Here is a 19,694-nt window from a genome sequence, read left to right as displayed (position 1 = left end):
GCGGAGTCCGCCGGGCGGAACCACCGTCCGGTCGAGAGGTGACCCAGCGCGACGCGTCGCGAGGCGACACGCCGAGCGTACCCCGCTGGAGGGCCGGAACACCCGGAAGTACCGCGATGGGACAGTCCGGACCACCCGCTGACGCGAGCGGGTGCGGACGACCGGCACCGCGCCTCCCGGCGGACGCGGAACGGGCCGTCCCACCAGGGTGGGACGGCCCGCCGGACGGACTGGAGGCGCGGCGTCAGTCCGTCGGTGTCGTCGCCTCCGGCGCGGCCCGCTTCCGACGCGCGACCAGCATCGTCGTGAGCCCGGCGAGGAGCAGCAGCCCTGCGGCGACGGCCGGCACCGCGACGTCGGCACCGGTGAAGGCGAGTCGGCCGTCGGCGCCCACCGGGACGGTGCCGTCGACGTCTCCGTCGCCGTCCAGGTCGACGCCCACGGCACCCGGACCGCCGGAGCCGTTCCCGGTGCCCGGCGTCGTCGGGTCACCGGCACCGGGGGTCGTGGGGGCGCCGGCGCCGGGCTCGGTGCCCGGGTCCGCGACGGCGGCGACCGGGATCGTCACCGCGAGGGAGATCGTCTGCCCGTTCGGCAGGGTGACCACGAGCGGCTCGTCGGTCGTCGCCGCCGGCGTGACCGCTGCCGCACGGGACACCGGTGCGGCGACACGGCCGGTCGCCCGGGAGGACTCCGCCCCGGGGACCGTGAACGCGAGCGTCGCACGACCCTGCTCGTCGGTGGTGTCCACGACGGTGGTGTCGACCTCGGTGCTGTCGAGTTCCTCGCCACCGGCGCTGACGGAGACGGTCCCGCCCTGCCCCGGCACGCTGCTGAAGACGAGCGACGAGAGGTCGATCGTGACGTCGTCACCGGGCTGGAAGCCGCCGGCCGGGGTCGGCGTGACGCGGACGCCGACGGCGCGCTGGTCCTGCCGCACGGTCACCGCGCGGTCGGCCCCGAAGTACTCGACCTGTGCCTCGAGGTCGACCTTGCCGCTGTCCTGCTTCGCCGCGGCGTCCTTGAACGCACCGAAGTTGTCGCCACCGCTCGCCAGGAACGAGTTGACGGTCACCTTGTAGCTGGCGTCGGCCACGATCGGCTCACCCTCCAGCGACATCGAGGTGATGCGCGAGCCGGCGGCAGCCTGCGGGTCGTAGGTGTACGCGAACCCCACGGAGGCGCCGAGCTTGAGGAACGGACGGCTCGCCTTCGCCGGCTGCCACTGCTGTTCGAGCGCCTGCTGGATCTGCGCGCCGGTGAGGTCGAGGACGACGAGCGTGTTCGCGAACGGCTGGACGACCGCGGCCTCCTTGTAGGTGACCGCGCCGGAGGCGATGTCCGCGCGCAGGCCGCCCGGGTTCATGAAGGCGATCTGCGACCCCTGGCGTTCCGTGGCGACGCGCTGCACCTCGGCGACGAAGTTGCCGAGCGTCGACTCACCGCCGCGGTTCTCCGAGCCGTCCCGCTGCACGGCTCGACGCAGGTCACGGTCGACGGTACCGAGCTCGACGGCGCCGAGGCGGTCGCCCTCGGCGACCGCCGTCGCGACGGTCGCGGCGACGCCGGCGTCCGGCTCGAACGTGTCGTCCACGAGCCGGATGTTCTCGGCGTCGGCGGTGACGGCGCCGTCCGCGGCGACGGTGAGCTGCACGTGACCCAGGTTGAAGCCGTAGGACCCGGTCTGGATCACCGGGCGGGGGACCGTGCCGCCGTCGGGGACGACGGAGTGCACGTAGGTCTGGTGGGTGTGCGCGGAGAGGATCGCGGAGACGTCCGGGGTCACCCCGTGGACCGCGCGGGCGAAGTCGCTGTCGCCGTCCAGGTCCGACGCCGCAGCGGTCTCGGCACCGTCGTGCACCAGGAGCACGAGGACGTCGGCCGCCTCGTCGGCCTCGATCTGCGCGGCGACCTTGTTCACCTCGGTGGTGATGTCGCCCATCCGCAGGCCGGCGATGCCGTCCGGGCTGACGAGCCCCTGGCCGACCAGGTCGACGGTCGCGCCGATGAAGGCCACGCGCTTGCCGCTGATCTCCTCGATCGTGTACGGGTCGAAGGCGGGCTTGCCCGTCCTGGCGTCCAGGATGTTCGCCGAGACGTAGTCCCACCGGGCGTTGCGTGCGCCGTCCGGGCCGATCACCCGGTCACGCAGGTCGTCCTGGCCCTTGTCGAGCTCGTGGTTGCCGATCGCGCTCACCGACAGGTCCATCTGGTTGAGGACGTCGATCGTCGGCTGGTCCTGCTGGATGAAGGACTCGAACGTGGAACCGCCGATGTTGTCGCCGGAGCTGACGAAGGCCGACGTCGAGGGGTCGGCGCCGCGCAGCTCGTCGAGCGCCCCGGCGAGGACGGCCGCACCGGCGGCGTCGCCGTCGCGCGGCGTCGGCACGCCGTCGGTCTGCGAGATGGACTGCGCGATGCGACCGTGGAAGTCGTTCACGTCGTACAGGTCGATGGTCGTGTCGCCGTCGGCGGCGAGGGCAGCGGACGGGACGGACAGGGCGACGAGGACCCCGGCGGTGGCGAGTGCGGCGCCACCGACGAGGCGCCGTCGACGGCGCGGAGAGGTGTGAGCGTTCATCGGCAGCGAACCTATGAGGACGCACAGGCGACACGCCAGGTGGCCCCCGAACGCGTCACACGATGTTCACACGGGAGTCGACTCCCGTGCCGTCCCCACCGCCGTCAGTCGCGCCCGAGTGCGCCCTTCACCCGCTCCACGGCCTCGGCGGCCATCGCCTTCGCCGAGTCCTTCACGACCCCGAGTTCCACCGGGTCGCCCTTGAGGAGGCTCTTCGCCGTGTTCACCGCGTACTCCGCGGTGATGTGCGGCGGCAGCGGGGGCACGTTCCGGCTGACGTACGCGTCGATGACGGTGACGCCGGGGTTCGCGAACGCCCGCTCGACGGCCGCCTCGACCTCGTCGTCGCCGTGCACCGCGATGCCGGTGAAGCCGAGGAGCTCGGCGTACCCGGCGTAGTCCATCGACTCGACGTCCTGCGAGCCGCGCCACATCGGGTTGCCGTCCTCGGTGCGCATCTCCCACGAGACCTGGCCGAGGTCGTCGTTGTGCATGATCACGATGACGAGCTGCTGGTTCGGCCAGTCCGCCATGTACTTCTTCACGGTGATGAGCTCGTTCATCCCGAGCATCTGGAACGCGCCGTCGCCGATGGTGCACACCGCGGCCTTGTCGGGGAACGCGAACTTCGCCGTCACCGCGTACGGCATCGCGGCGAGCATCGTCGCCAGCCGCCCGGACATGTCGCCGTGCATCCCGCGCCGCAGCCGGATGTGGTGCCCGTACCAGTCCGCCGTGGTGCCGGCGTCGCAGGTGACGGTGACGCCCTCGGGCAGGTGGTCGTTGACGGCGCGGATGACCCGGCGCGGGTTCACCCCGTCGTCGTAGGCGACCTCGGCCTGGCGGGCCATCTCGGCCTCCCACTCGCGCATCTCGTCGGCGAGCTGCTCCTGCCACGCGGTGTCCCGGCCGCCGTCGAGCAGCGGCAGGACGGCGTCGAGCGTCGCACCGACGTCGCCCCAGAGGTTGAGTTCGGTCGGGTACCGGAGCCCCATCTGCTCGGGCTTGATGTCGACCTGCACGCCGCGGGCCTGGCCGCTCGCCGGCAGGTACTCGCCGTAGGGGTAGTTCGTGCCGAGGAGCACGATCGTGTCGCACTCCTTGATCTGTGTCAGGCTCGGACGGCTGCCGAGGAGCCCGACCTGCTGCGTGTGGTACGGCACGTCCGAGGGGACGACGTCCTTGCCGCGGAGCGCCGTGATGATGCCCGCGCCGGTCCGCTCGGCGACCGCGAGCACCTGGTCGGTCGCGCCCCGTGCACCGGCCCCGACGAGCAGCGTGATCTTCTCGCCGGCGTTGAGGATCTCGGCGAAACGGGCGATCTCGTCGGCGGGCGGCGCGATGCGGGTCGAGGGGGCGACGTCGCTCGACCGCGAGACCCAGTGCTCGGCCGCCGGTGCCTCGTACGCCATCGCCTGCACGTCGTGGGGGAGCACGACGACCGCCGGCTGCTTCCGGAGCATCGCGGTGCGGAACGCGGTGTCGACGACGACCCCGACGGCGTCCGGCGTCGCCACCGTCTCGACGTAGCAGGCCACGTCGGCGAAGACGCGCTCGAGGTTCGACTCCTGCTGGGTGAAGGTGCCGATCGACGCCAGACCCTGCTGCCCGACGATCGCCACGACCGGCTGGTTGTCCATCTGGGCGTCGTAAAGCCCGTTCAGCAGGTGGAACGCACCGGGGCTCGACGTGGCGACGCAGACGCCGACCTCGCCCGTGAACTTGGCGTGCGCCGTCGCCATCAGCGCGGCGATCTCCTCGTGGGTCGGCCGGACGTACTCCAGCGCGCGCTCGCTTCCGTCGGCCTTGCCGAGGGCCCCGTCGAAGGCGCCGATCCCGTCGCCCGGGTAGCCGAACACGCGGGAGACGCCCCACGCCTTGATGCGGTCGATGACGAAGTCGCTCACGGTCGTGCTCATGGTCACCACCGTGCCCCCGCGATCCTGTACGTCCTCAGGCTTCCCGGGGTCAGGGCTCCGCGGTCACGAGCGGTCCGGCTCCGCGGCGATGAGCGGTCGGAGTGTGCGGTGCGCGATGCGGAGCCCCTCGAGGACCTTCTCGTCGGTCCCGCCCCACAGCGGGTCCTCGTGCTCGACGCTCAGCGTGCCGTCGAACCCGGCCTCGTAGAGCCGGTCGACCACGTGCGGCCAGTCCACGACACCGCGTCCGGGGACCCGGAAGCGCCACCAGCCCGTGTCCCAGGGATCGTCGCCCCGGTCGACCTTGCCGAAGAAGCCGTACCGGTCCCGTGCACGCGGGAACAGCTCGAGGTCCTTCGCCTGGGCGTGCACGATGTGCTCGGCGAACGGCAGGATCGTCTCGAGCGGGTCGATCCCGATCCAGGTCAGGTGGGACGGGTCCCAGTTCAGGCCGAACCCGAGACCGGTCACCCAGTCCCAGAGCTCGGGGGAGTAGGCGATGTTGCCGGGGTACCCGTCGGGGTGCCAGCCCTCCATCACGCAGTTCTCGATGATCAGCCGGACGCCGCGTTCCCCGGCGTAGTCGACGAGCTCGGGGAGGACCCGGTCGCCCTCGGCCATGTTCTCGCGCACGCTCTTCGTGGTGTCGCGGCCGACGAACGTGCCGACGTACGGCACGCCGAGCACCTGCGCCGCGTCGACCGCGTGGAACAGGTGCTGCTTCACCTCGGCCCGGCGTTCCGGGTCCTGGTGGAGGTTGTTCTCGTAGTACGCGAACGCACTGATCTCGAGCCCCGTCCGGTCGAGGAGCTCACGGGTCGCCAGGGCGTCCTCGTCCGTGAACGTCGCCACCGGCAGGTGCGCCGCCTCGAAGTCACGGCCGCCGGTCCCCGGCCAGACGCCCACCTCGAGCCGCTCGTACCCCTGCTCGGACGCGAACGCGGCGATGCGCTCCAACGACCACCCGGGCAGGCACGCGGTCAGCATGCCGAGCTTCATCGGATCTCCCTCCAGCTGCCGTCGGCTGCGCTGCCGATCACGGCGTCGATGATGTGCGCCGCCCGTGCACCGTCGGCGAACGTCGGCAGCCCCTCCGGCCAGGCCGCAGTGTCCCCCTCGGCCCGGACGGCGGCGTAGGTGTCCGCGACGAAGGCGGCGAAGGCGTCGAGGTACCCCTGCGGGTGCCCCGCGGGCACGAGCGCCAGTCGCCGCTGGTCGGGCACGCCGAGGGCCGGGTCGCGGACCACGATCTCCGCCCCGCGCTCGTTGCCGAACCACGCCGACTCGGGCTGTTCCTGGTCGAAGGCCGCCGAGCCGCGGGAGCCGTCCACCTCGAACCACAACCGGTTCTTCCGACCGGCGGAGACCTGCGAGATCACCACGTTGCCGATGCGGCCGGCCGACGTGCGGAAGGTCGCCACGGCGGTGTCCTCAGTGGTCACCTCGGCTCGGGTGCTCGGGTCCAGGACCGGGTCGGGGTCGGGTGAGCCCGAGAACGACGGCCCGGACGCGGCGGGACGGGTGGGGAAGACGATGTCGGTCGCGGCGGACACCGAGGCGAACGGGTCGCCCGTGACGAACTCGACCAGGTCGCACCAGTGCGAGCCGATGTCCGCGAACGCCCGGGACAGCCCGCCGGCGCCGGCGTCGACGCGCCACGAGGATGCGTCCTCGTCGAGCATCCAGTCCTGCAGGTAGTGGCCGTGCACGGCGAGGACCCGTCCGAGGTCGCCGTCCGCGATGCGCCCGCGGATCTCGCGGATGACGGGGTGGTACCGGTAGACGAACGGGACCGTGGCGACCACCCCGGCCTGCCGCGCCGCCTCGACGAGCTCGGACGCCTGCGCGGCGTCGATGGCGAGGGGCTTCTCGCACACGACGTTGATCCCGGCCCGGATGACGGCGAGCGTCTGCGGGTGGTGCTGGTCGTTCGGGGTGCAGACGTGCACGACGTCCGGTGCGTCGGCGATCACCTCGTCGAGCGACGCGTACCCGCGCGGCAGGTCGAGCTGCGCCGCGACCTGCTCGGACCGCGCCGCGTTCCGGCCGAGCACGCCGAGCACCTCGGCGCCTGCGGCACGCGCGGCGCGCGCGTGCACCCCGGCGATCATGCCGGTCCCGACCACGACGACGCGCAGGCGTCGTCCTCCGTACCCACTGCTCATGGTGCTCCCTCGCGCCGGACTGGTCCCACCGTATCGACGTCTCCCGGCCACGTGCCGGAACGGATGAGTACGGTCTGGGGCATGTCGAGCCTCCAGACCTCCCTGCTCATCCTCGGTGCCAGCGGCGACCTGTCGAAGCGTCTGCTCCTCCCGGGACTCGCGACGCTGCTGGAGGTGAAGGAGGACTGGGACGTCCAGCTCGTCGGAGCCGGGGTCGAGGACATCTCGGACGCCGACTGGAAGCAGCAGGTGCGGGAGTCGTTCGAGAACGCGCAGGCGTCGAAGAACGAGGAGGACGAGGGGGCGCACGACGGGGGTGAGCGCCTCAGCGCGCGCCTCGTCGCCGTGATCGAGGCCTCGTCGTACCGGAAGGCCGACGTCACCGACGCCGACGACCTGCGGATGCTCCTCGGCGAGTGCCAGCACGACCCGGCCGTCTACTTCGCGCTCCCGCCGGCGGTGACCGAGAAGAGCTGCGAGGTCCTGAAGGACCTCACGCTGCCGGCCGGCACCCGCCTGGCGCTCGAGAAGCCCTTCGGCACCGACGCCGCGAGTGCCGAGCACCTCAACGACGTGCTGCACTCCTTCCTGCCCGAGGAGCGCATCCACCGCGTCGACCACTTCCTCGGCCGGTCGACCGTCCTGAACCTGCTCGGGCTGCGGTTCGCCAACCGGATCATCGAACCCCTGCTGTCGTCGCAGCACGTCGAGCGCGTCGACATCGTGTACGACGAGACCCTCGGCCTCGAGGGCCGCGCCCGCTACTACGACAAGGCCGGCGCACTCGTCGACATGATCCAGAGCCACCTGCTGCAGGTGATGGCCGTCGTCGCGATGGAGGCCCCGGCCTCGATCGACGCCGACGACCTCCGGACGCAGAAGGAGCTCGTGCTCCGCGCCGTGAAGCCCTGGGGTGGCGACGTGGTCGCCGCCGGCAAGCGCGCCCGGTACACCGCAGGCACCGTCGGCGACCGGTCGATGCCGTCGTACGTCGACGAGGAGGGCGTCGACCCGTCGCTCGGCACCGAGACGCTCGCCCAGCTCAAGCTCGAGGTCGCGAACTGGCGCTGGGCCGGCGTCCCGTTCACGCTCCGGTCGGGCAAGGCACTCGGCAAGCAGCGCCGCGAGATCCTCATCACCTTCAAGGACTCGCCGCACGTGCCGGTCGGCCTGACCGGTGCGGAACGGCCCGACCGGCTCTGCATCTGGATCGCGCCGGACGAGATGCAGCTCGAGCTCAACGTGAACGGCCCCGGCGACCCGTACACGATCGACCACACGGCGCTCGAGGTCACCTTCAACCCGGGACGCCTCAGCGCCTACGGCGAGGTGCTCGCCGGGGTCCTCGAGGGCGACGCGACGCTCTCGGTCCGCGGCGACAGCGCCGTGCAGGGCTGGAAGGTGGTCGAGCCCTTCCTCGAGGCGTGGCGTGCCGGGACGACGCCGCTCGACGACTACGCGGCCGGCTCCCAGGGCCCTGGTGCCTGGGACAACGTCGACGCGTAACGTCGGCCGCGTGACCACCATCGACGACGTCCTGCAGACCGTTCCCGCTCCCGCCGGCTCCGACATCCGTGTCGAGCCCGTGCGGTACGACCACGAGGGCACCACGCTCCTCGGCGTGCTCGCGAAGGACGCCGCGACGTCCGGCCCGCGCCCGGCCGTGCTCGTCGTCCACGACTGGCACGGCGTGAACGAGCACGTCGAGGCACGCGTCACCATGCTCGCCCGTCTCGGCTACGTCGCCTTCGGCGCGGACATCTACGGCGAGGGCGTCCGCCCCGGCGACGACACCGCCGGACAGGTCGCCGGGTCCTACTACCAGGACCTCCCGTTGCTGCGCGGCCGGGCGCTCGCCGGGTTCGAGCAGCTCCGTCAGGACCCCGACGTCGACCACACCCGGATCGTCGTCATGGGCTACTGCTTCGGCGGTTCGACGGCGCTCGAGCTCGCCCGCACCGGTGCCGACCTCGTCGGGGCGGTGTCGTTCCACGGCGGCCTCATCACGCACGACCCGTCGGACGCGGCGGAGATCCGGGCGAAGCTCCTGGTCCTCACCGGCGCGGCCGACCCCGTCGTCCCCGACGAGCAGGTCGTGGCGTGGGAGGACGAGATGCGGGCGGCGCCGTCCGTCGACTGGCAGCTCGTCACCTACGCCGGCGCCATGCACGCCTTCGCCGTGCCGGGCACCGACGCACCGGACCACGGCGCGCAGTACCAGCAGCGCGCCGACCGGCGGTCGTGGCAGGCGCTCGAGGTCTTCCTCGCCGAGGTCTTCGACGAGGAGCTCGGCGGCCTCTGAGCCCGACACGCCGTGGGAGGCGCGCAGCGGTGCTCGATTGGCGCCCGGGCCGCAGCTGTTGTAGAGTCTTCCACGGCCGCAAGGCCACGCGCTCGTAGCTCAATGGATAGAGCATCTGACTACGGATCAGAAGGTTGGGGGTTCGAGTCCCTTCGAGCGCACAGTGTCGGTCACGACACGACACCGAACAGGCCGAGGCCCCGTCGCACTGCGACGGGGCCTTCGTCGTTCCCGGTCGTCTCAGCCCCCGTACTCGTCGCAGTTGCCCGTCCCGCTGATGCAGACCGGCGCGCGGTGGTCCGAGAAGTCGAAGCCGTTCAGTCCGTGCCACCGCCCCTGCGGGACCGCGAAGACGTACGCGGCGATCATCACGATCGGCACCATGGTCAGCGCGAGCAGCTGGACGCCACGCCGCCCGGTACGAGCGCCGAGGACCATCGCGACGACGAACGCGATCGGTGCGAGCACGAGCAGCACCTCGTAGGCACGGATCGAGGCCACCCCTTCCTCGGCCCCGCCGATCAGGCGGAAGGTGGAGACCAGGTTCACGAGCATCGCGACCGGCACGGCGCACAGGACGAGCACCGCGACCAAGGCCGCCCGCCGTTGGTCCTGCTCCCGGCGCACCCGCCGTCGGAGCCGCTCGGCCCGCGCATCGTCGCCGGTCACCAGATCGTCCGCCCCCGTCATGGGGGAAGTGTCGCACACGTCCCGCACGGCAGCGTGAGCCGGGCGCCGGACGCGGCTCCGGGCGCACCTGGCCGCGGTGGCCGTCAGGGCAGGCTGACCGCCACGACGAGGGCGATGAAGCCGAGGGCCACGGTGCCGACGATCACGATGGTGCCCGCGCCCCAGGTGGTCCGGAGTCGACGCCCCGGAGGCGCCACCTCGCGCACCCGGACGACCGGCTCGGCCACGGCACCGGCGACCGCGTCGCCACCACCACGACCGACGACACCAGCCCCGGTGCCGACCACGGCGCCGGTGCCGAACTCGCGGCCCGCGTCCACCCGGTCGTCCCGCCACCGCGCCCATCGCTCGACCCGGTCGTCGAGTGCGTCCACGGCCGCGGCCAGCGCCACCCACCGGTCCGCGCGGTCGGTGATCAAGTCCCGCGCGCTCATCAGGTACATCCAGTCGTCGACGATCTCGACGTCGAGGCCGCGGACGTGGTCGACGAGCCGCGCCATCACGTCCGGGGTGAACAGGTACAGCGCGTCCCGCTCGTAGCCCGCGGGACAGTACAGCCGGAAGTACCGGTCGAAGTCGCCCTCCAGCGAGAGCACCTGCGAGTCGCGGACCACCGAGGAGGTGTGCAGCGGCCGCTTCGGACCGTCCTCGGAGCGCAGCAGGATGTTCGGCAGCGCCACCGGCAGGCGCATCGCGCAGTACCCGCCGAACGTCGGGGACGTGTTCGTCGCCGTGGACCGGAAGAGCTCGTGGTTCGCGAATTCGAGCCCGCGCGGCCCCGGCGTCCGCAGGACCCGGAACAGGGTGAGGGAGCCGCGCCGTCCGAGCGGCGCACCGCCGAGCGTCCCGGTCGGCCCCGGCGCGTAGCTCATGCCGTTGGCCGCCGCGAAGCGCGCGAGCCGGTGGTGCACGCGCTTCCGGGGCCGTCGCCGGTGGAGCCGGAGCCAGGTCCATCCGCAGAGCACCCAGGCGAGCACCATGAACAGGCCGATGGTGCTCTGCACGATGACGGCGACGACCACGTCGTCCCCGCCCTCGGCGATGGTCTGCGGGATGCCGGTGCCCAGCGCGAGGAACCCGAGCGGCACGGTCCACGTCGCGAAGCCGAGGACGGCCCGGCGCACCCACCCGCCGGCGTCCCGCGCCTCGGGGTGCTCCCGGGCGAGCGCCTGCCAGGAGCGTCGGACGTCGCGGCGGCGGACCCGCTCGGTGAGTGCGGTGGTGTCGATCGGTCGCGGTAGTGCGTGCACGGTGCCGGTCAGAGCGTCTTGCCGAGGTGGCGACGGTCCTTGTCGTGTTCGCGGACGACCGCGCTCACCGCGAGCCAGAGCAGCAGCGAGACGAACCACCAGAAGGTCACGACGCCCGCCGCGATCAGCAGGATCGTCCCGAGGGGAACGAGGTCCAGCGCGTCCGGACCCTTCCCGAGGATGACGAAGGCTGAGATCCACAGCCCCGCTGCAGCGAGGAAGGAGATGATCCACACGGCCATCAGGCCGTCGCGCCAACCGTTGTTCACTCGGCCAGACTAGAGGGTCGCTCACGAAGCTGGGGTGTGGACTCGGGGCGGCGACATACGAAGTCCTCGGTTCCACGGGCGACTCGTGTTGAGATGTCTGGCGTGGCTCGTCGGACGCCGCACCGGCGTCGCGACGAACGTCGTGCGCGGGCGGAGGTGGAACGCTTCGTGGCTGAGCAGGAGCGCGGGTCGTACCGCCTCGATCCCTCTCGTGAAGGGTAATGAGGATGGCAACTCCTGAACTCGATGCGTTCCGCGCCGCGGTCAGTCGATCCCTCGCGGTGGGCGACCTCGCTGGAGCCGAGCTCGAAGTGGTCGATGTCGACGGTCGTACGCCGGTCGTCGTGGCCCTCGATGAGGAGCGTCTCCCCGTGCTCCTCCGTCGGATCGAGGCGGTCGGCGGCTACGCCAACGTCTTCGTCCGCATGGGTGCGGGTATCGGCAGGATCGCAGTGATGGACGTCGATGGCGCGCTCGATGTGCGGTCGGCGGACGACATGCGTGCCGTCGCCGAGCAGCCGAGCCCGGACAGCACGGTCGGCGCCTTCGTCGCGTACCTGATGCACCGGCCCGGTGGCGCGGTCCTCCCTGCTCGGCTCGCGACCGCGACGAGGAGTGCGATGCCGGCGCGGCAGGTGGAGATCGTGACGACCGTCTGACGGAAGTACATCAGACGGACGGGAGGCGCGGTGCCAGCTGGCACCGCGCCTCCCGTCCGCCTCGTGGCTGGGTCGACTACGCGACCTGCTCGCGCACCTCGGCGAGGGTCGGGTAGTCCGTGTAGCCCTCGCCGGTCACGCCGTAGAAGAGCTCCGGCCGCGGCTCGTTGAGCTCGGCGTCCTGCTCCCAGCGGTGGGCCAGGTCGGGGTTGGCGATCGCGGCACGGCCGACGGCGACGGCGTCCGCCTGGCCGGACTCGACGAGCGTGATCGCTTCGTCGCGGGTGGTCAGCGACGAGAAGCCGGAGTTCACCACGAACGGAGCGCCGGCGGTGCGGCGGATGTGCTGCACGAGGTCCCCGGTGGGCTCGGCGTGGAGGACGTCGATGAAGGCGAGGCCCAGGGGAGCGAGGCCCTCGGCGACGGCCGTGTAGGTCGCGCGGACGTCGGCGGCGTCGTCCTCGATGACGCCCTGGATGCCGTGCTCCGGGGAGAGCCGGATGCCGGTGCGGTCGGCGCCGATGGCCTCGGCGACGGCGGTGGTGACCTCGACGGCGAAGCGCGCGCGGTTCTCCGGCGAGCCGCCGTACTGGTCGGTGCGGGTGTTCGACACGGGGGACATGAACTCGTGCACGAGGTAGCCGTTCGCGCCGTGGACCTCGACGCCGTCGAGTCCGGCGGCGATCGCGTTGCGGGCGGCCTGCACGAAGACCTGCACGGTCTCCTGCACCTCGTCGGTGGTGAGTTCGTGCGGGACCGGCATGTCCGCCTTCGAGCCGTCGGGCAGGTGCGTCTGGCCCGGGGCGGCGACCGCGGACGGGCCGACGATGCGCGGCGTCTGCGAGATCTCGGTGTGGGAGACGCGACCGCCGTGCATGAGCTGCATGACGATGGTGCCGCCGGCTGCGTGGACCGCGTCGGCGACGCGGCGCCACCCGGCGATCTGGTCGTCGGTCTCGATGCCGGGCTGGCCGGCGTAGGAGCGGCCTTCCTGCACGGGCCAGGTGCCCTCGGTGATGATCATCCCGAGGCCGGCGCGCTGCCGGTAGTGCTCGACGAGCAGGTCGTTCGGGACGCCGTGCTCGCCCGCACGGGTGCGCGTGAGCGGGGCCATGACGATGCGGTTCGACAGATGGAGTGCGCCGAGGGTGGCGGGTTCGAAGAGCTTCACCTCAAGGGGAACGACGTGTTGCTCCGTGCAATTCCCCCGCGGGCGACGCCGGTGAGCCGCGTCGGACCTCGGCGCGGCGGTCGGACCCGCTCAGTCGCGCGGGCAGACGAGCGTCGAGGAACGGACCTGCCCCTCGGGGCGGATGACCTGGTGCCGTGACAAGGGCTTCCCGCAGATGGGGCACCCGCGGTCGACGGAGCGGTCGTCGACACCTTCGGGGTGCCCTGCACCGATCTGCGACGGACCCATCTTCGCGATGAGGGTGCTGTTCCACCGTTCGTACCACTGCCCGAAGCGACCCACGGTCCGTCCTTTCGTTCGTACACGAATCATTCTGCCACGAATGAAATCCCGATCACAGAGCGTCGACCCGGCCGAGGAGTTCGGTGAGCTCGTCCTTCAGTGCCTCGAGACGGCCCAGCGGCCACCCGAGACGATCTGCCACGGCGACCGGCACGGCGCGGGCGCGCTCGCGCAGGGCTCGACCGGCGGTCGTCAGGGACACCTCGAGCTGGCGTTCGTCGGTCGTGCTCCGGGAGCGGCGGACGTACCCGGAGGCTTCGAGGCGCTTGAGCAGCGGGCTCAACGTGGCGGAGTCGAGCCGGAGCTCGTGCGCGATGGCGCGGACGGAGCGGGGGCCCTGCTCCCAGAGCGCGAGCATGACGAGGTACTGCGGGTGGGTCAGGCCCATCGGGTCGAGCAGGTCGCGGTAGAGGCCGATGACGCTCCGGCTGGTGGCGGCGAGTGCGAAGCAGAGTTGCCGGTCGAGGGCGAGCGGGTCGACGTCGGTCTCGGTCATCCCCTCACTCTACCGTTCGTGCGCGAAGGATCAGGAGGTGGGCGGAAGGCAGGCACCCCCCCCGCGACGCACGGAGGCGCGAGCCGACCCCTGGGGATCGGCCCGCGCCTCCGGGGTGCGGGGTCGCCGTGCCTACGCGCGGTGCGTCGGCGTGTGCCCCTCGTGCGGGTTCGCGTCCGGCTCGACGGGGGCCGCGTGCGAGCCGTGGTGCTCCCCGCGCTCCGACCGGTCGTCCGGGTGCGAGCGCTCGAGCTTGGCGCCCTCGACGTCGACGTCCGGCACGATCCGGTCGAGCCACTTCGGGAACCACCAGGCGCTCGTCCCGAGCAGGTGCATCGCCGCCGGGATGAGCAGCATGCGCACGACGAACGCGTCGATGAGCACACCGAACGCCAGACCGAAGCCGATCGGCTTGATCGTGGACGAGTCCGAGAAGATGAAGCCCGCGAAGACCGAGATCATGATGATCGCGGCCGCCGTGACCACCGCGCGACCCGCGTGCAGACCGCGTTGGACGGCGACCTTCGCGCTGGCGCCGTGGGCGTACGCCTCGCGCATGCCGGACACCAGGAACAGCTGGTAGTCCATCGCCAGACCGAACAGGATGCCGATCTCGATGATGGGCAGGAAGCTCAGGATCGGGGCCGGGTCGTGCACCCCGAAGACCGAGCCGAGCCAGCCGAACTGGTAGATCGCGGTCAGGCCACCGAACGACGCCAGCACGGACAGGATGAACCCGGCGGTGGCGGTGATCGGCACGAGGAACGACCGGAACACGACGATGAGGATGATCAGCGACAGGCCGACCACGACCACGAGGTAGAGCGGCAGCACGTTCGCGAGCTTCTCGGACACGTCGATGTTCGCCGACGCGTTGCCCGCGACGCCGAGTGTCGCCGTGCCGTCGTCGACCGTGACGTCCTTCGTCCGGAGGTCCTTCACCAGGGTCTCGGTGGAGACGCTGTCCGGACCGCCGGCGGGCTTGACCTGGAACGCGATGATGTCGCGGTCCTTCGACGCACCGATCGGGAGCACGGCCTTGACGTCGTCGTTCTCCGCGATGGCTTCACCGATGGTGACCTCGGTCGCGGTGACGTCGTCCTTGCTGACGGCCTTCGGCAGCGTCGCGACGACGAGGAGGGGCCCGTTCTGGCCGGCACCGAACTGGTCGTCGAGCGCCTTGTACGCCTTGTACTGGCTGGAGTCGACCGACTCGGACGCGCCGGTCGGCAGACCGAGGCGCATCTGCGTGGCAGGCAGGGCGATCGTGCCGAGCACGGCGATGCCCGCGACGAGCGTGACGATCGCGCGCCACGTCGACATCGGCTTGTTCGGGACGCGGGTCGAGTCCGTGTTGCCGATCCGCTCCCGCTCCTTGCGGCGCAGGATGCGCATGCCGATGAGCGACAGCAGCGCCGGGGTGAAGGACGTGGCGATGCAGATGGCGAAGAACACCGCGACGGCGCCGACGGTCCCCATCAGCCCGAGGAACGGGATGCCCGTGATGTTGAGGGCGAGCAGGGCGACGATGACGGTCGCGCCCGCGAAGACCACGGCGTTGCCGGAGGTGCCGTTCGCGAGCCCGATGGACTCGTGCACGGGCATGCCCTGCTTCAGCTGGGTCCGGTGCCGGTTCAGGATGAAGAGCGAGTAGTCGATGCCGACCGCCAGGCCCAGCATCACCCCCAGCACCGGGGTGACCGAGATGAACTCGACGAGGCCCGAGAAGGAGAGCGAGGCGAGCGAGGCGACGCCGACGCCGAGCACGGCGCTGACGAGGGGGATCGCGGCACCGATGATCGTGCGGAGCATCAGGAAGAGCACGAGCGCGGCGATGATCACGCCGACGATCTCCCCGGGTCCGAGGATGGACGGGACGCCCTGGGCGATGTCGTTCGAGACGTACACCTCCACACCGCTGATGTCGGCGGAGTCGGCGTCGTCCGCGATGGCGGTCTTCGTGTCCGCGGGGACCTCGAAGGTCGACTTGGTGAACTGCACCGTGCCGATCGCGGCGCTGCCGTCGGACGAGACGAACCGGATGTCCTTCGACAGGTCGAGCAGTCGCCCGTTCTCGTCGAGCTCCTGCTTCGCGTCGGAGAGCTTCGTCTTGCCGTCGTCGAGCTTCTGCTGCGAGGCGTCGAGCGTCTGCTGCTGCGCGTCGAGCTGCTGCTGCGCCGCGTCGACCTGGGCCTGGGCGGCGCTCTGGGCGGCTCCGGTCAGGGCGGCGACCTGCTGCTTCTGCGCGTCGATCTGCGCCTGTCCGGCGGCGATGCGCTGCTTGCCGGAGTCGATCTGCGCCTGTCCGGAGCTGATCTGCTCCTCTTGTGCGGCGATCTTGGCCTCGCCGTCGGTGATCTTCTGCCGGCCGTCGTCGAGCTGCTGCTGCGTCGTGAAGCCGCTCGTCGCGCCCTTCACACCGTCGAGCTTCTCGATCTTCTGCAGGAAGTCGTCGACGTCGGACTTCTGCTGGTCGGTGAACGCCTTGCCGTTCTTCGTCTCGAAGACGATCGTCCCGTTGCCGCCGTTCGCGGACGGGAACTTGTCGGCCAGTTCGTCCTGCACCTGACTGGTCTTGGTGTTCGGGATCGTGATCGAGGACGAGATCGTGCCCGCGAACAGGGTGTAGGTGACACCGGCGACGGCCATGATCACCACCCAGGTGATGATCACGAGCCAGTGGCGTCGTGCGGAGAACCGTCCGAGACGGTAGAGGAGACCGGCCATGCGGTTGCCTGTGTTCCCTTCGTGTCAGGTGCTGTGGAGGTGCGGGGTGCGCCGGTGGACCCCAGGAGGAGGTGTCAGTCGGTGGGCATGTAGCCGCTGCGGACGCTGTGCACGAGCCGGGCGAGCAGGGCGTCCCAGGCGGCGACCGACCGCTCGTCGATGGCCGGCCCGGACGTGGCGAGCCAGTGCTCTGCGATGACGACGATGCCGCTCATCAGCGACTCGACGAGGAGCGCTGCGTCGAGGGGGTCGGCCGCCGGGTAGCGCCGGGCGACCTCGTCGCGGAGGCGTTCGGTCACCCGCGCGAACGCGGTCTGGGTGAGGACCGCGGCCTTCGGGTCGTCCGTGCCCGGATCGCCGAGGATCCGGGACATGCTCGAGATCGCGGACGCCAGGTCGGCGCCGCGCGCGGCGGACTCGAGCTCGTCGAACATGGACGCCCGGCTGCCGTCGCCGATCGGGGTCTTCCCCATGTCGGCGAGGAACCGGTCGATGATCACGGAGAGCTCCTGCTCGCAGACGGCGAGCAGGACCTCGTCGAGTGAGCCGAAGTGGTTGAACACCGTGCGCCGTGCGATGTCGGCGCGTGCGGCGAGGTCGTCGACGCTGAACTCACGGCCGCCGCGTTCCTCGACGAGGTCGCGTGCGGCCTGCAGGATCGCCGCACGGTGCTTCGCCTTGAGCGCGGCACGGCGGTCGACGGAGAGGGTCACGTCCGCCAACACTAGGTGCATCGATGCACTCGGTGCACCTTCTGGGAGAGCATCTTCAGGTTCGTCCCCCGTCCGTCCAGCGGTCGGACGGGTGTCGGAAACTCCGTTCAGCACACCTGTGCGTGGTTGACTGGCACGAGCACCGTCCGCCGTACGAAGGAGTACCCGATGCCCGTCCGCCTGTCCCCGGAGACCCTCGACGAGATCGCCGCGAGCGGCGTCGCCGTCCCGACCTACGACCGCGACGGGATCACCGCCGGCATCGTGCACTTCGGCGTCGGGGGCTTCCACCGCGCGCACCAGGCGATGGTCGTCGACCGGCTGCTGCGGCAGGGACGGGCACGCGAGTACGGCATCTGCGGAGTCGGGGTCCTCGAGCAGGACCGCCGGATGGCGACGACGATGGCGGAGCAGGGCGGCCTCTACACGCTCGTGCTCAAGCACCCCGACGGGACCCGTGAGACCCGGGTCGTCGGCAGCATCGTCGACTACATGCTCGCCGTCGACGACCCGGACGCCGTCGTCGAGAAGATGGCGCACCCGGACACCAGGATCGTCAGCCTCACGATCACCGAGGGCGGCTACAACTTCGACCACGTCACGGGGGAGTTCGTCGCCGACGAGGCCGGCGTCGTCGCCGACCTGCGTGGCGACGGCCCGCCTCGCACCGTCTTCGGCCTGATCGTCGAGGCCCTGCGACGCCGACGGGACCGCGACCTGCCGCCGTTCACGGTGATGTCGTGCGACAACATCCAGGGCAACGGCCACGTCGCGCGGGAGATGTTCACCGCCTACGCCCGGCTGCAGGACCCGGCGTTCGGGGACTGGATGGACGAGCACGTGTCCTTCCCGAACTCGATGGTCGACCGGATCACCCCGGTCACCGCCGACGAGGACCGGGCCTGGGTGCGCGACGAGCTCGGCATCGAGGACGCCTGGCCGGTCGTCGCGGAGCCGTTCTTCCAGTGGGTGCTCGAGGACGACCACCCCGCCGGTCGGCCGCCGTACGAACACGCCGACGTGCAGCTCGTCGACGACGTCGAGCCGTACGAGCTCATGAAGCTCCGGCTCCTCAACGCCAGTCACCAGGGCCTGTGCTACTTCGGGTACCTGTCCGGGTACCGGTACGCGCACGAGGCCACGCAGGACCCCGCGATCGCCACGTTCCTCCGGCGCTACATGGACGAGGAGGGCACGCCGACCCTGCACCCCGTGCCCGGCATCGACCTCGAGGACTACAAGGCCACCCTGATCGAGCGCTTCCAGAACCCGGAGGTCCGCGACACCCTCGCCCGCCTGTGCGCCGAGTCGAGCGACCGGATCCCGAAGTGGCTCCTGCCCGTCGTGCGCGAGAACCTGGCGACCGGCGGCCCCGTCACCCTGTCCGCGGGCATCGTCGCCTCGTGGGCGCGGTACGCCGAGGGCACGGACGAGTCCGGCGAGCCGATCGCCGTCGTCGACCGGCTCGCCGACGAGCTCACCCGCACCGCACGGACCCAGCGTGACGACCGCCTCGCCTTCCTCGCGAACCGGCAGGTGTTCGGCGACCTCGTCGACGACGAACGCTTCGTCGCCGCGTACCGCGACGCCCTCGACGGGCTGCTCACCGACGGCGCCCACGCCACGGTGACGCGCCTGTCGCGGTCCTGACGACGCACCCGACGACGGCCTGGAGGCGCGGTGCGGGCCGGCACCGCGCCTCCAGGCCGTCCCGGTGCGTGTCCTGAGCGCTAGGGTCGCGTCGTGAACCGGACCGACCGTCTCTACGCGCTGGTGGAGGAGCTGCGGGCCGCAGCGCCCGGCCGACGGAGTGCCACGAGTCTGGCCGCGCACTTCGGCGTGAGCACCAGGACCGTCGAGCGTGACCTGCGCGCGCTGCAGGAAGCCGGCGTCCCGATCTGGGCGGAGCCCGGCCGGTCCGGCGGCTACACGATCGACGCCCGCGCCACCCTGCCCCCGCTCGGGCTCACCGTCGACGAGGCGCTCGCCGTGGCCATCGGCCTCGGCACGCTCGCCGCGGGGCCCTTCCGCGACGCGGCCCGGAGCGCCGCCCGGAAGGTGACCGCGGTCCTCACGGAGGACGACGCGCGACGCACCGAGCGGCTGGCGCGGCGCGTGCACCTGCTCGAGGCGGGCGACCGTGCACCGGCCCCGACGGCGCTGGCCGGTGCGTTGACCAGCGGACGCGTCGTCCGGATGCGGTACCGCGACGCCCGGGGCGCCGCGTCCGAGCGGACCGTCGAGCCCCTCGGGTACATCGGCAAGGGCGAGGACTGGTACCTCGTCGCGTGGTGCCGGCTGCGCGACGGCGTCCGGGTCTTCCGCGGGGACCGCGTGCTCGAGGTCGCGGTCACCGACGAGGTTCCGCCACCGCGGGTCGTCCGGATCGACGAACTGGACATCCCGTACGGCGTGCTCCGGCCGGTGCTCGACCCCTGATCGGGCGAAC

The 19,694-nt window shown here is 71.5% G+C and carries 17 protein-coding genes and 1 tRNA gene; 6 read left to right on the top strand and 12 right to left on the bottom strand.

Annotated features, from left to right (window positions below; genetic code table 11):
• Positions 1-244: 244 nt before the first annotated feature.
• The 4 genes from AAEP86_RS17440 to AAEP86_RS17425 all read right to left on the bottom strand — a co-directional run bounded on the left by AAEP86_RS17440 (position 245) and on the right by AAEP86_RS17425 (position 6,665).
• Positions 245-2,581, bottom strand: coding sequence for a bifunctional metallophosphatase/5'-nucleotidase (locus AAEP86_RS17440; protein WP_420368539.1), 2,337 nt, complete (start codon positions 2,579-2,581; stop codon positions 245-247).
• 104 nt (positions 2,582-2,685) lie between these two features.
• Positions 2,686-4,500, bottom strand: coding sequence for a thiamine pyrophosphate-requiring protein (locus AAEP86_RS17435; protein ID WP_420368538.1), 1,815 nt, complete (start codon positions 4,498-4,500; stop codon positions 2,686-2,688).
• A 63-nt stretch (positions 4,501-4,563) separates the two neighbouring features.
• On the bottom strand, positions 4,564-5,499 hold the full coding sequence (locus AAEP86_RS17430; protein WP_420368537.1) for a sugar phosphate isomerase/epimerase family protein: 936 nt from the start codon (positions 5,497-5,499) through the stop codon (positions 4,564-4,566).
• Positions 5,496-6,665 carry a Gfo/Idh/MocA family protein gene (locus AAEP86_RS17425; RefSeq protein ID WP_420368536.1) on the bottom strand — a complete coding sequence of 390 codons (1,170 nt, stop codon included), beginning with the start codon at positions 6,663-6,665 and terminating at the stop codon, positions 5,496-5,498. Before AAEP86_RS17425 ends, AAEP86_RS17430 begins: the two co-directional genes overlap by 4 nt.
• A gap of 81 nt (positions 6,666-6,746) precedes the next feature.
• Between AAEP86_RS17425 and AAEP86_RS17420 the strand changes: the two genes are divergently transcribed.
• The 3 genes from AAEP86_RS17420 to AAEP86_RS17410 all read left to right on the top strand — a co-directional run bounded on the left by AAEP86_RS17420 (position 6,747) and on the right by AAEP86_RS17410 (position 9,128).
• The gene (locus AAEP86_RS17420) at positions 6,747-8,171 is read left to right on the top strand and encodes a glucose-6-phosphate dehydrogenase (protein WP_420368535.1); all 1,425 of its coding nucleotides are present in this window, start codon (positions 6,747-6,749) and stop codon (positions 8,169-8,171) included.
• A gap of 10 nt (positions 8,172-8,181) precedes the next feature.
• The gene (locus tag AAEP86_RS17415; protein WP_420368534.1) at positions 8,182-8,967 is read left to right on the top strand and encodes a dienelactone hydrolase family protein; all 786 of its coding nucleotides are present in this window, start codon (positions 8,182-8,184) and stop codon (positions 8,965-8,967) included.
• 88 nt (positions 8,968-9,055) lie between these two features.
• Positions 9,056-9,128, top strand: a tRNA-Arg gene (locus AAEP86_RS17410).
• A gap of 79 nt (positions 9,129-9,207) precedes the next feature.
• Here AAEP86_RS17410 and AAEP86_RS17405 read toward each other — a convergent pair.
• The 3 genes from AAEP86_RS17405 to AAEP86_RS17395 form a co-directional block, all read right to left on the bottom strand.
• On the bottom strand, positions 9,208-9,657 hold the full coding sequence (locus AAEP86_RS17405) for a hypothetical protein (RefSeq protein ID WP_420368533.1): 450 nt from the start codon (positions 9,655-9,657) through the stop codon (positions 9,208-9,210).
• An 83-nt stretch (positions 9,658-9,740) separates the two neighbouring features.
• Positions 9,741-10,907, bottom strand: coding sequence for a hypothetical protein (locus AAEP86_RS17400; RefSeq protein WP_420368532.1), 1,167 nt, complete (start codon positions 10,905-10,907; stop codon positions 9,741-9,743).
• 8 nt (positions 10,908-10,915) lie between these two features.
• Positions 10,916-11,176 carry a hypothetical protein gene (locus AAEP86_RS17395; RefSeq protein WP_420368531.1) on the bottom strand — a complete coding sequence of 87 codons (261 nt, stop codon included), beginning with the start codon at positions 11,174-11,176 and terminating at the stop codon, positions 10,916-10,918.
• 227 nt (positions 11,177-11,403) lie between these two features.
• Between AAEP86_RS17395 and AAEP86_RS17390 the strand changes: the two genes are divergently transcribed.
• Positions 11,404-11,835, top strand: coding sequence for a hypothetical protein (locus tag AAEP86_RS17390; protein WP_420368530.1), 432 nt, complete (start codon positions 11,404-11,406; stop codon positions 11,833-11,835).
• Between the two features lie 76 nt (positions 11,836-11,911).
• Here the strand turns inward: AAEP86_RS17390 and AAEP86_RS17385 are convergent, their stop codons facing one another.
• From AAEP86_RS17385 to AAEP86_RS17365, 5 genes are all read right to left on the bottom strand, one after another.
• Complete coding sequence (locus tag AAEP86_RS17385; RefSeq protein ID WP_420368529.1) at positions 11,912-13,006, bottom strand: alkene reductase; 1,095 nt, start codon at positions 13,004-13,006, stop codon at positions 11,912-11,914.
• A 90-nt stretch (positions 13,007-13,096) separates the two neighbouring features.
• Entirely contained in the window at positions 13,097-13,309 is a 213-nt protein-coding gene (locus AAEP86_RS17380; RefSeq protein WP_420368528.1) for a hypothetical protein, read from the bottom strand.
• 52 nt (positions 13,310-13,361) lie between these two features.
• Positions 13,362-13,805, bottom strand: coding sequence for a MarR family winged helix-turn-helix transcriptional regulator (locus AAEP86_RS17375; protein ID WP_420368527.1), 444 nt, complete (start codon positions 13,803-13,805; stop codon positions 13,362-13,364).
• A 132-nt stretch (positions 13,806-13,937) separates the two neighbouring features.
• Entirely contained in the window at positions 13,938-16,532 is a 2,595-nt protein-coding gene (locus AAEP86_RS17370) for an MMPL family transporter (RefSeq protein ID WP_420368526.1), read from the bottom strand.
• 74 nt (positions 16,533-16,606) lie between these two features.
• On the bottom strand, positions 16,607-17,245 hold the full coding sequence (locus AAEP86_RS17365) for a TetR/AcrR family transcriptional regulator (RefSeq protein WP_420368525.1): 639 nt from the start codon (positions 17,243-17,245) through the stop codon (positions 16,607-16,609).
• A gap of 168 nt (positions 17,246-17,413) precedes the next feature.
• Between AAEP86_RS17365 and AAEP86_RS17360 the strand changes: the two genes are divergently transcribed.
• Together AAEP86_RS17360 and AAEP86_RS17355 are read left to right on the top strand one after the other, a co-directional pair.
• Positions 17,414-18,895: a mannitol dehydrogenase family protein gene (locus AAEP86_RS17360; RefSeq protein ID WP_420368524.1), complete on the top strand. Its 1,482-nt coding sequence runs from the start codon at positions 17,414-17,416 to the stop codon at positions 18,893-18,895.
• A gap of 93 nt (positions 18,896-18,988) precedes the next feature.
• On the top strand, positions 18,989-19,684 hold the full coding sequence (locus tag AAEP86_RS17355; protein ID WP_420368523.1) for a helix-turn-helix transcriptional regulator: 696 nt from the start codon (positions 18,989-18,991) through the stop codon (positions 19,682-19,684).
• Positions 19,685-19,694: the final 10 nt, after the last annotated feature.

Source organism: Curtobacterium sp. L1-20 (genome assembly GCF_048755855.1).
Taxonomy (GTDB): Bacteria; Actinomycetota; Actinomycetes; order Actinomycetales; family Microbacteriaceae; genus Curtobacterium.
Note: the sequence above shows the minus strand (reverse complement) of the source record. Positions and strands in the feature narration are given on the sequence as shown.

What these genes read in the sequence shown, in the direction of transcription:
- AAEP86_RS17440 (WP_420368539.1), bottom strand. Translation starts at nt 2,581, where the DNA reads ATGAACGCTCACACCTCTCCGCGCCGTCGACGGCGCCTCGTCGGTGGC.
- AAEP86_RS17435 (WP_420368538.1), bottom strand. Translation starts at nt 4,500, where the DNA reads ATGAGCACGACCGTGAGCGACTTCGTCATCGACCGCATCAAGGCGTGG.
- AAEP86_RS17430 (WP_420368537.1), bottom strand. Translation starts at nt 5,499, where the DNA reads ATGAAGCTCGGCATGCTGACCGCGTGCCTGCCCGGGTGGTCGTTGGAG.
- AAEP86_RS17425 (WP_420368536.1), bottom strand. Translation starts at nt 6,665, where the DNA reads ATGAGCAGTGGGTACGGAGGACGACGCCTGCGCGTCGTCGTGGTCGGG.
- AAEP86_RS17420 (WP_420368535.1), top strand. Translation starts at nt 6,747, where the DNA reads ATGTCGAGCCTCCAGACCTCCCTGCTCATCCTCGGTGCCAGCGGCGAC.
- AAEP86_RS17405 (WP_420368533.1), bottom strand. Translation starts at nt 9,657, where the DNA reads ATGACGGGGGCGGACGATCTGGTGACCGGCGACGATGCGCGGGCCGAG.
- AAEP86_RS17390 (WP_420368530.1), top strand. Translation starts at nt 11,404, where the DNA reads ATGGCAACTCCTGAACTCGATGCGTTCCGCGCCGCGGTCAGTCGATCC.
- AAEP86_RS17375 (WP_420368527.1), bottom strand. Translation starts at nt 13,805, where the DNA reads ATGACCGAGACCGACGTCGACCCGCTCGCCCTCGACCGGCAACTCTGC.
- AAEP86_RS17370 (WP_420368526.1), bottom strand. Translation starts at nt 16,532, where the DNA reads ATGGCCGGTCTCCTCTACCGTCTCGGACGGTTCTCCGCACGACGCCAC.
- AAEP86_RS17360 (WP_420368524.1), top strand. Translation starts at nt 17,414, where the DNA reads ATGCCCGTCCGCCTGTCCCCGGAGACCCTCGACGAGATCGCCGCGAGC.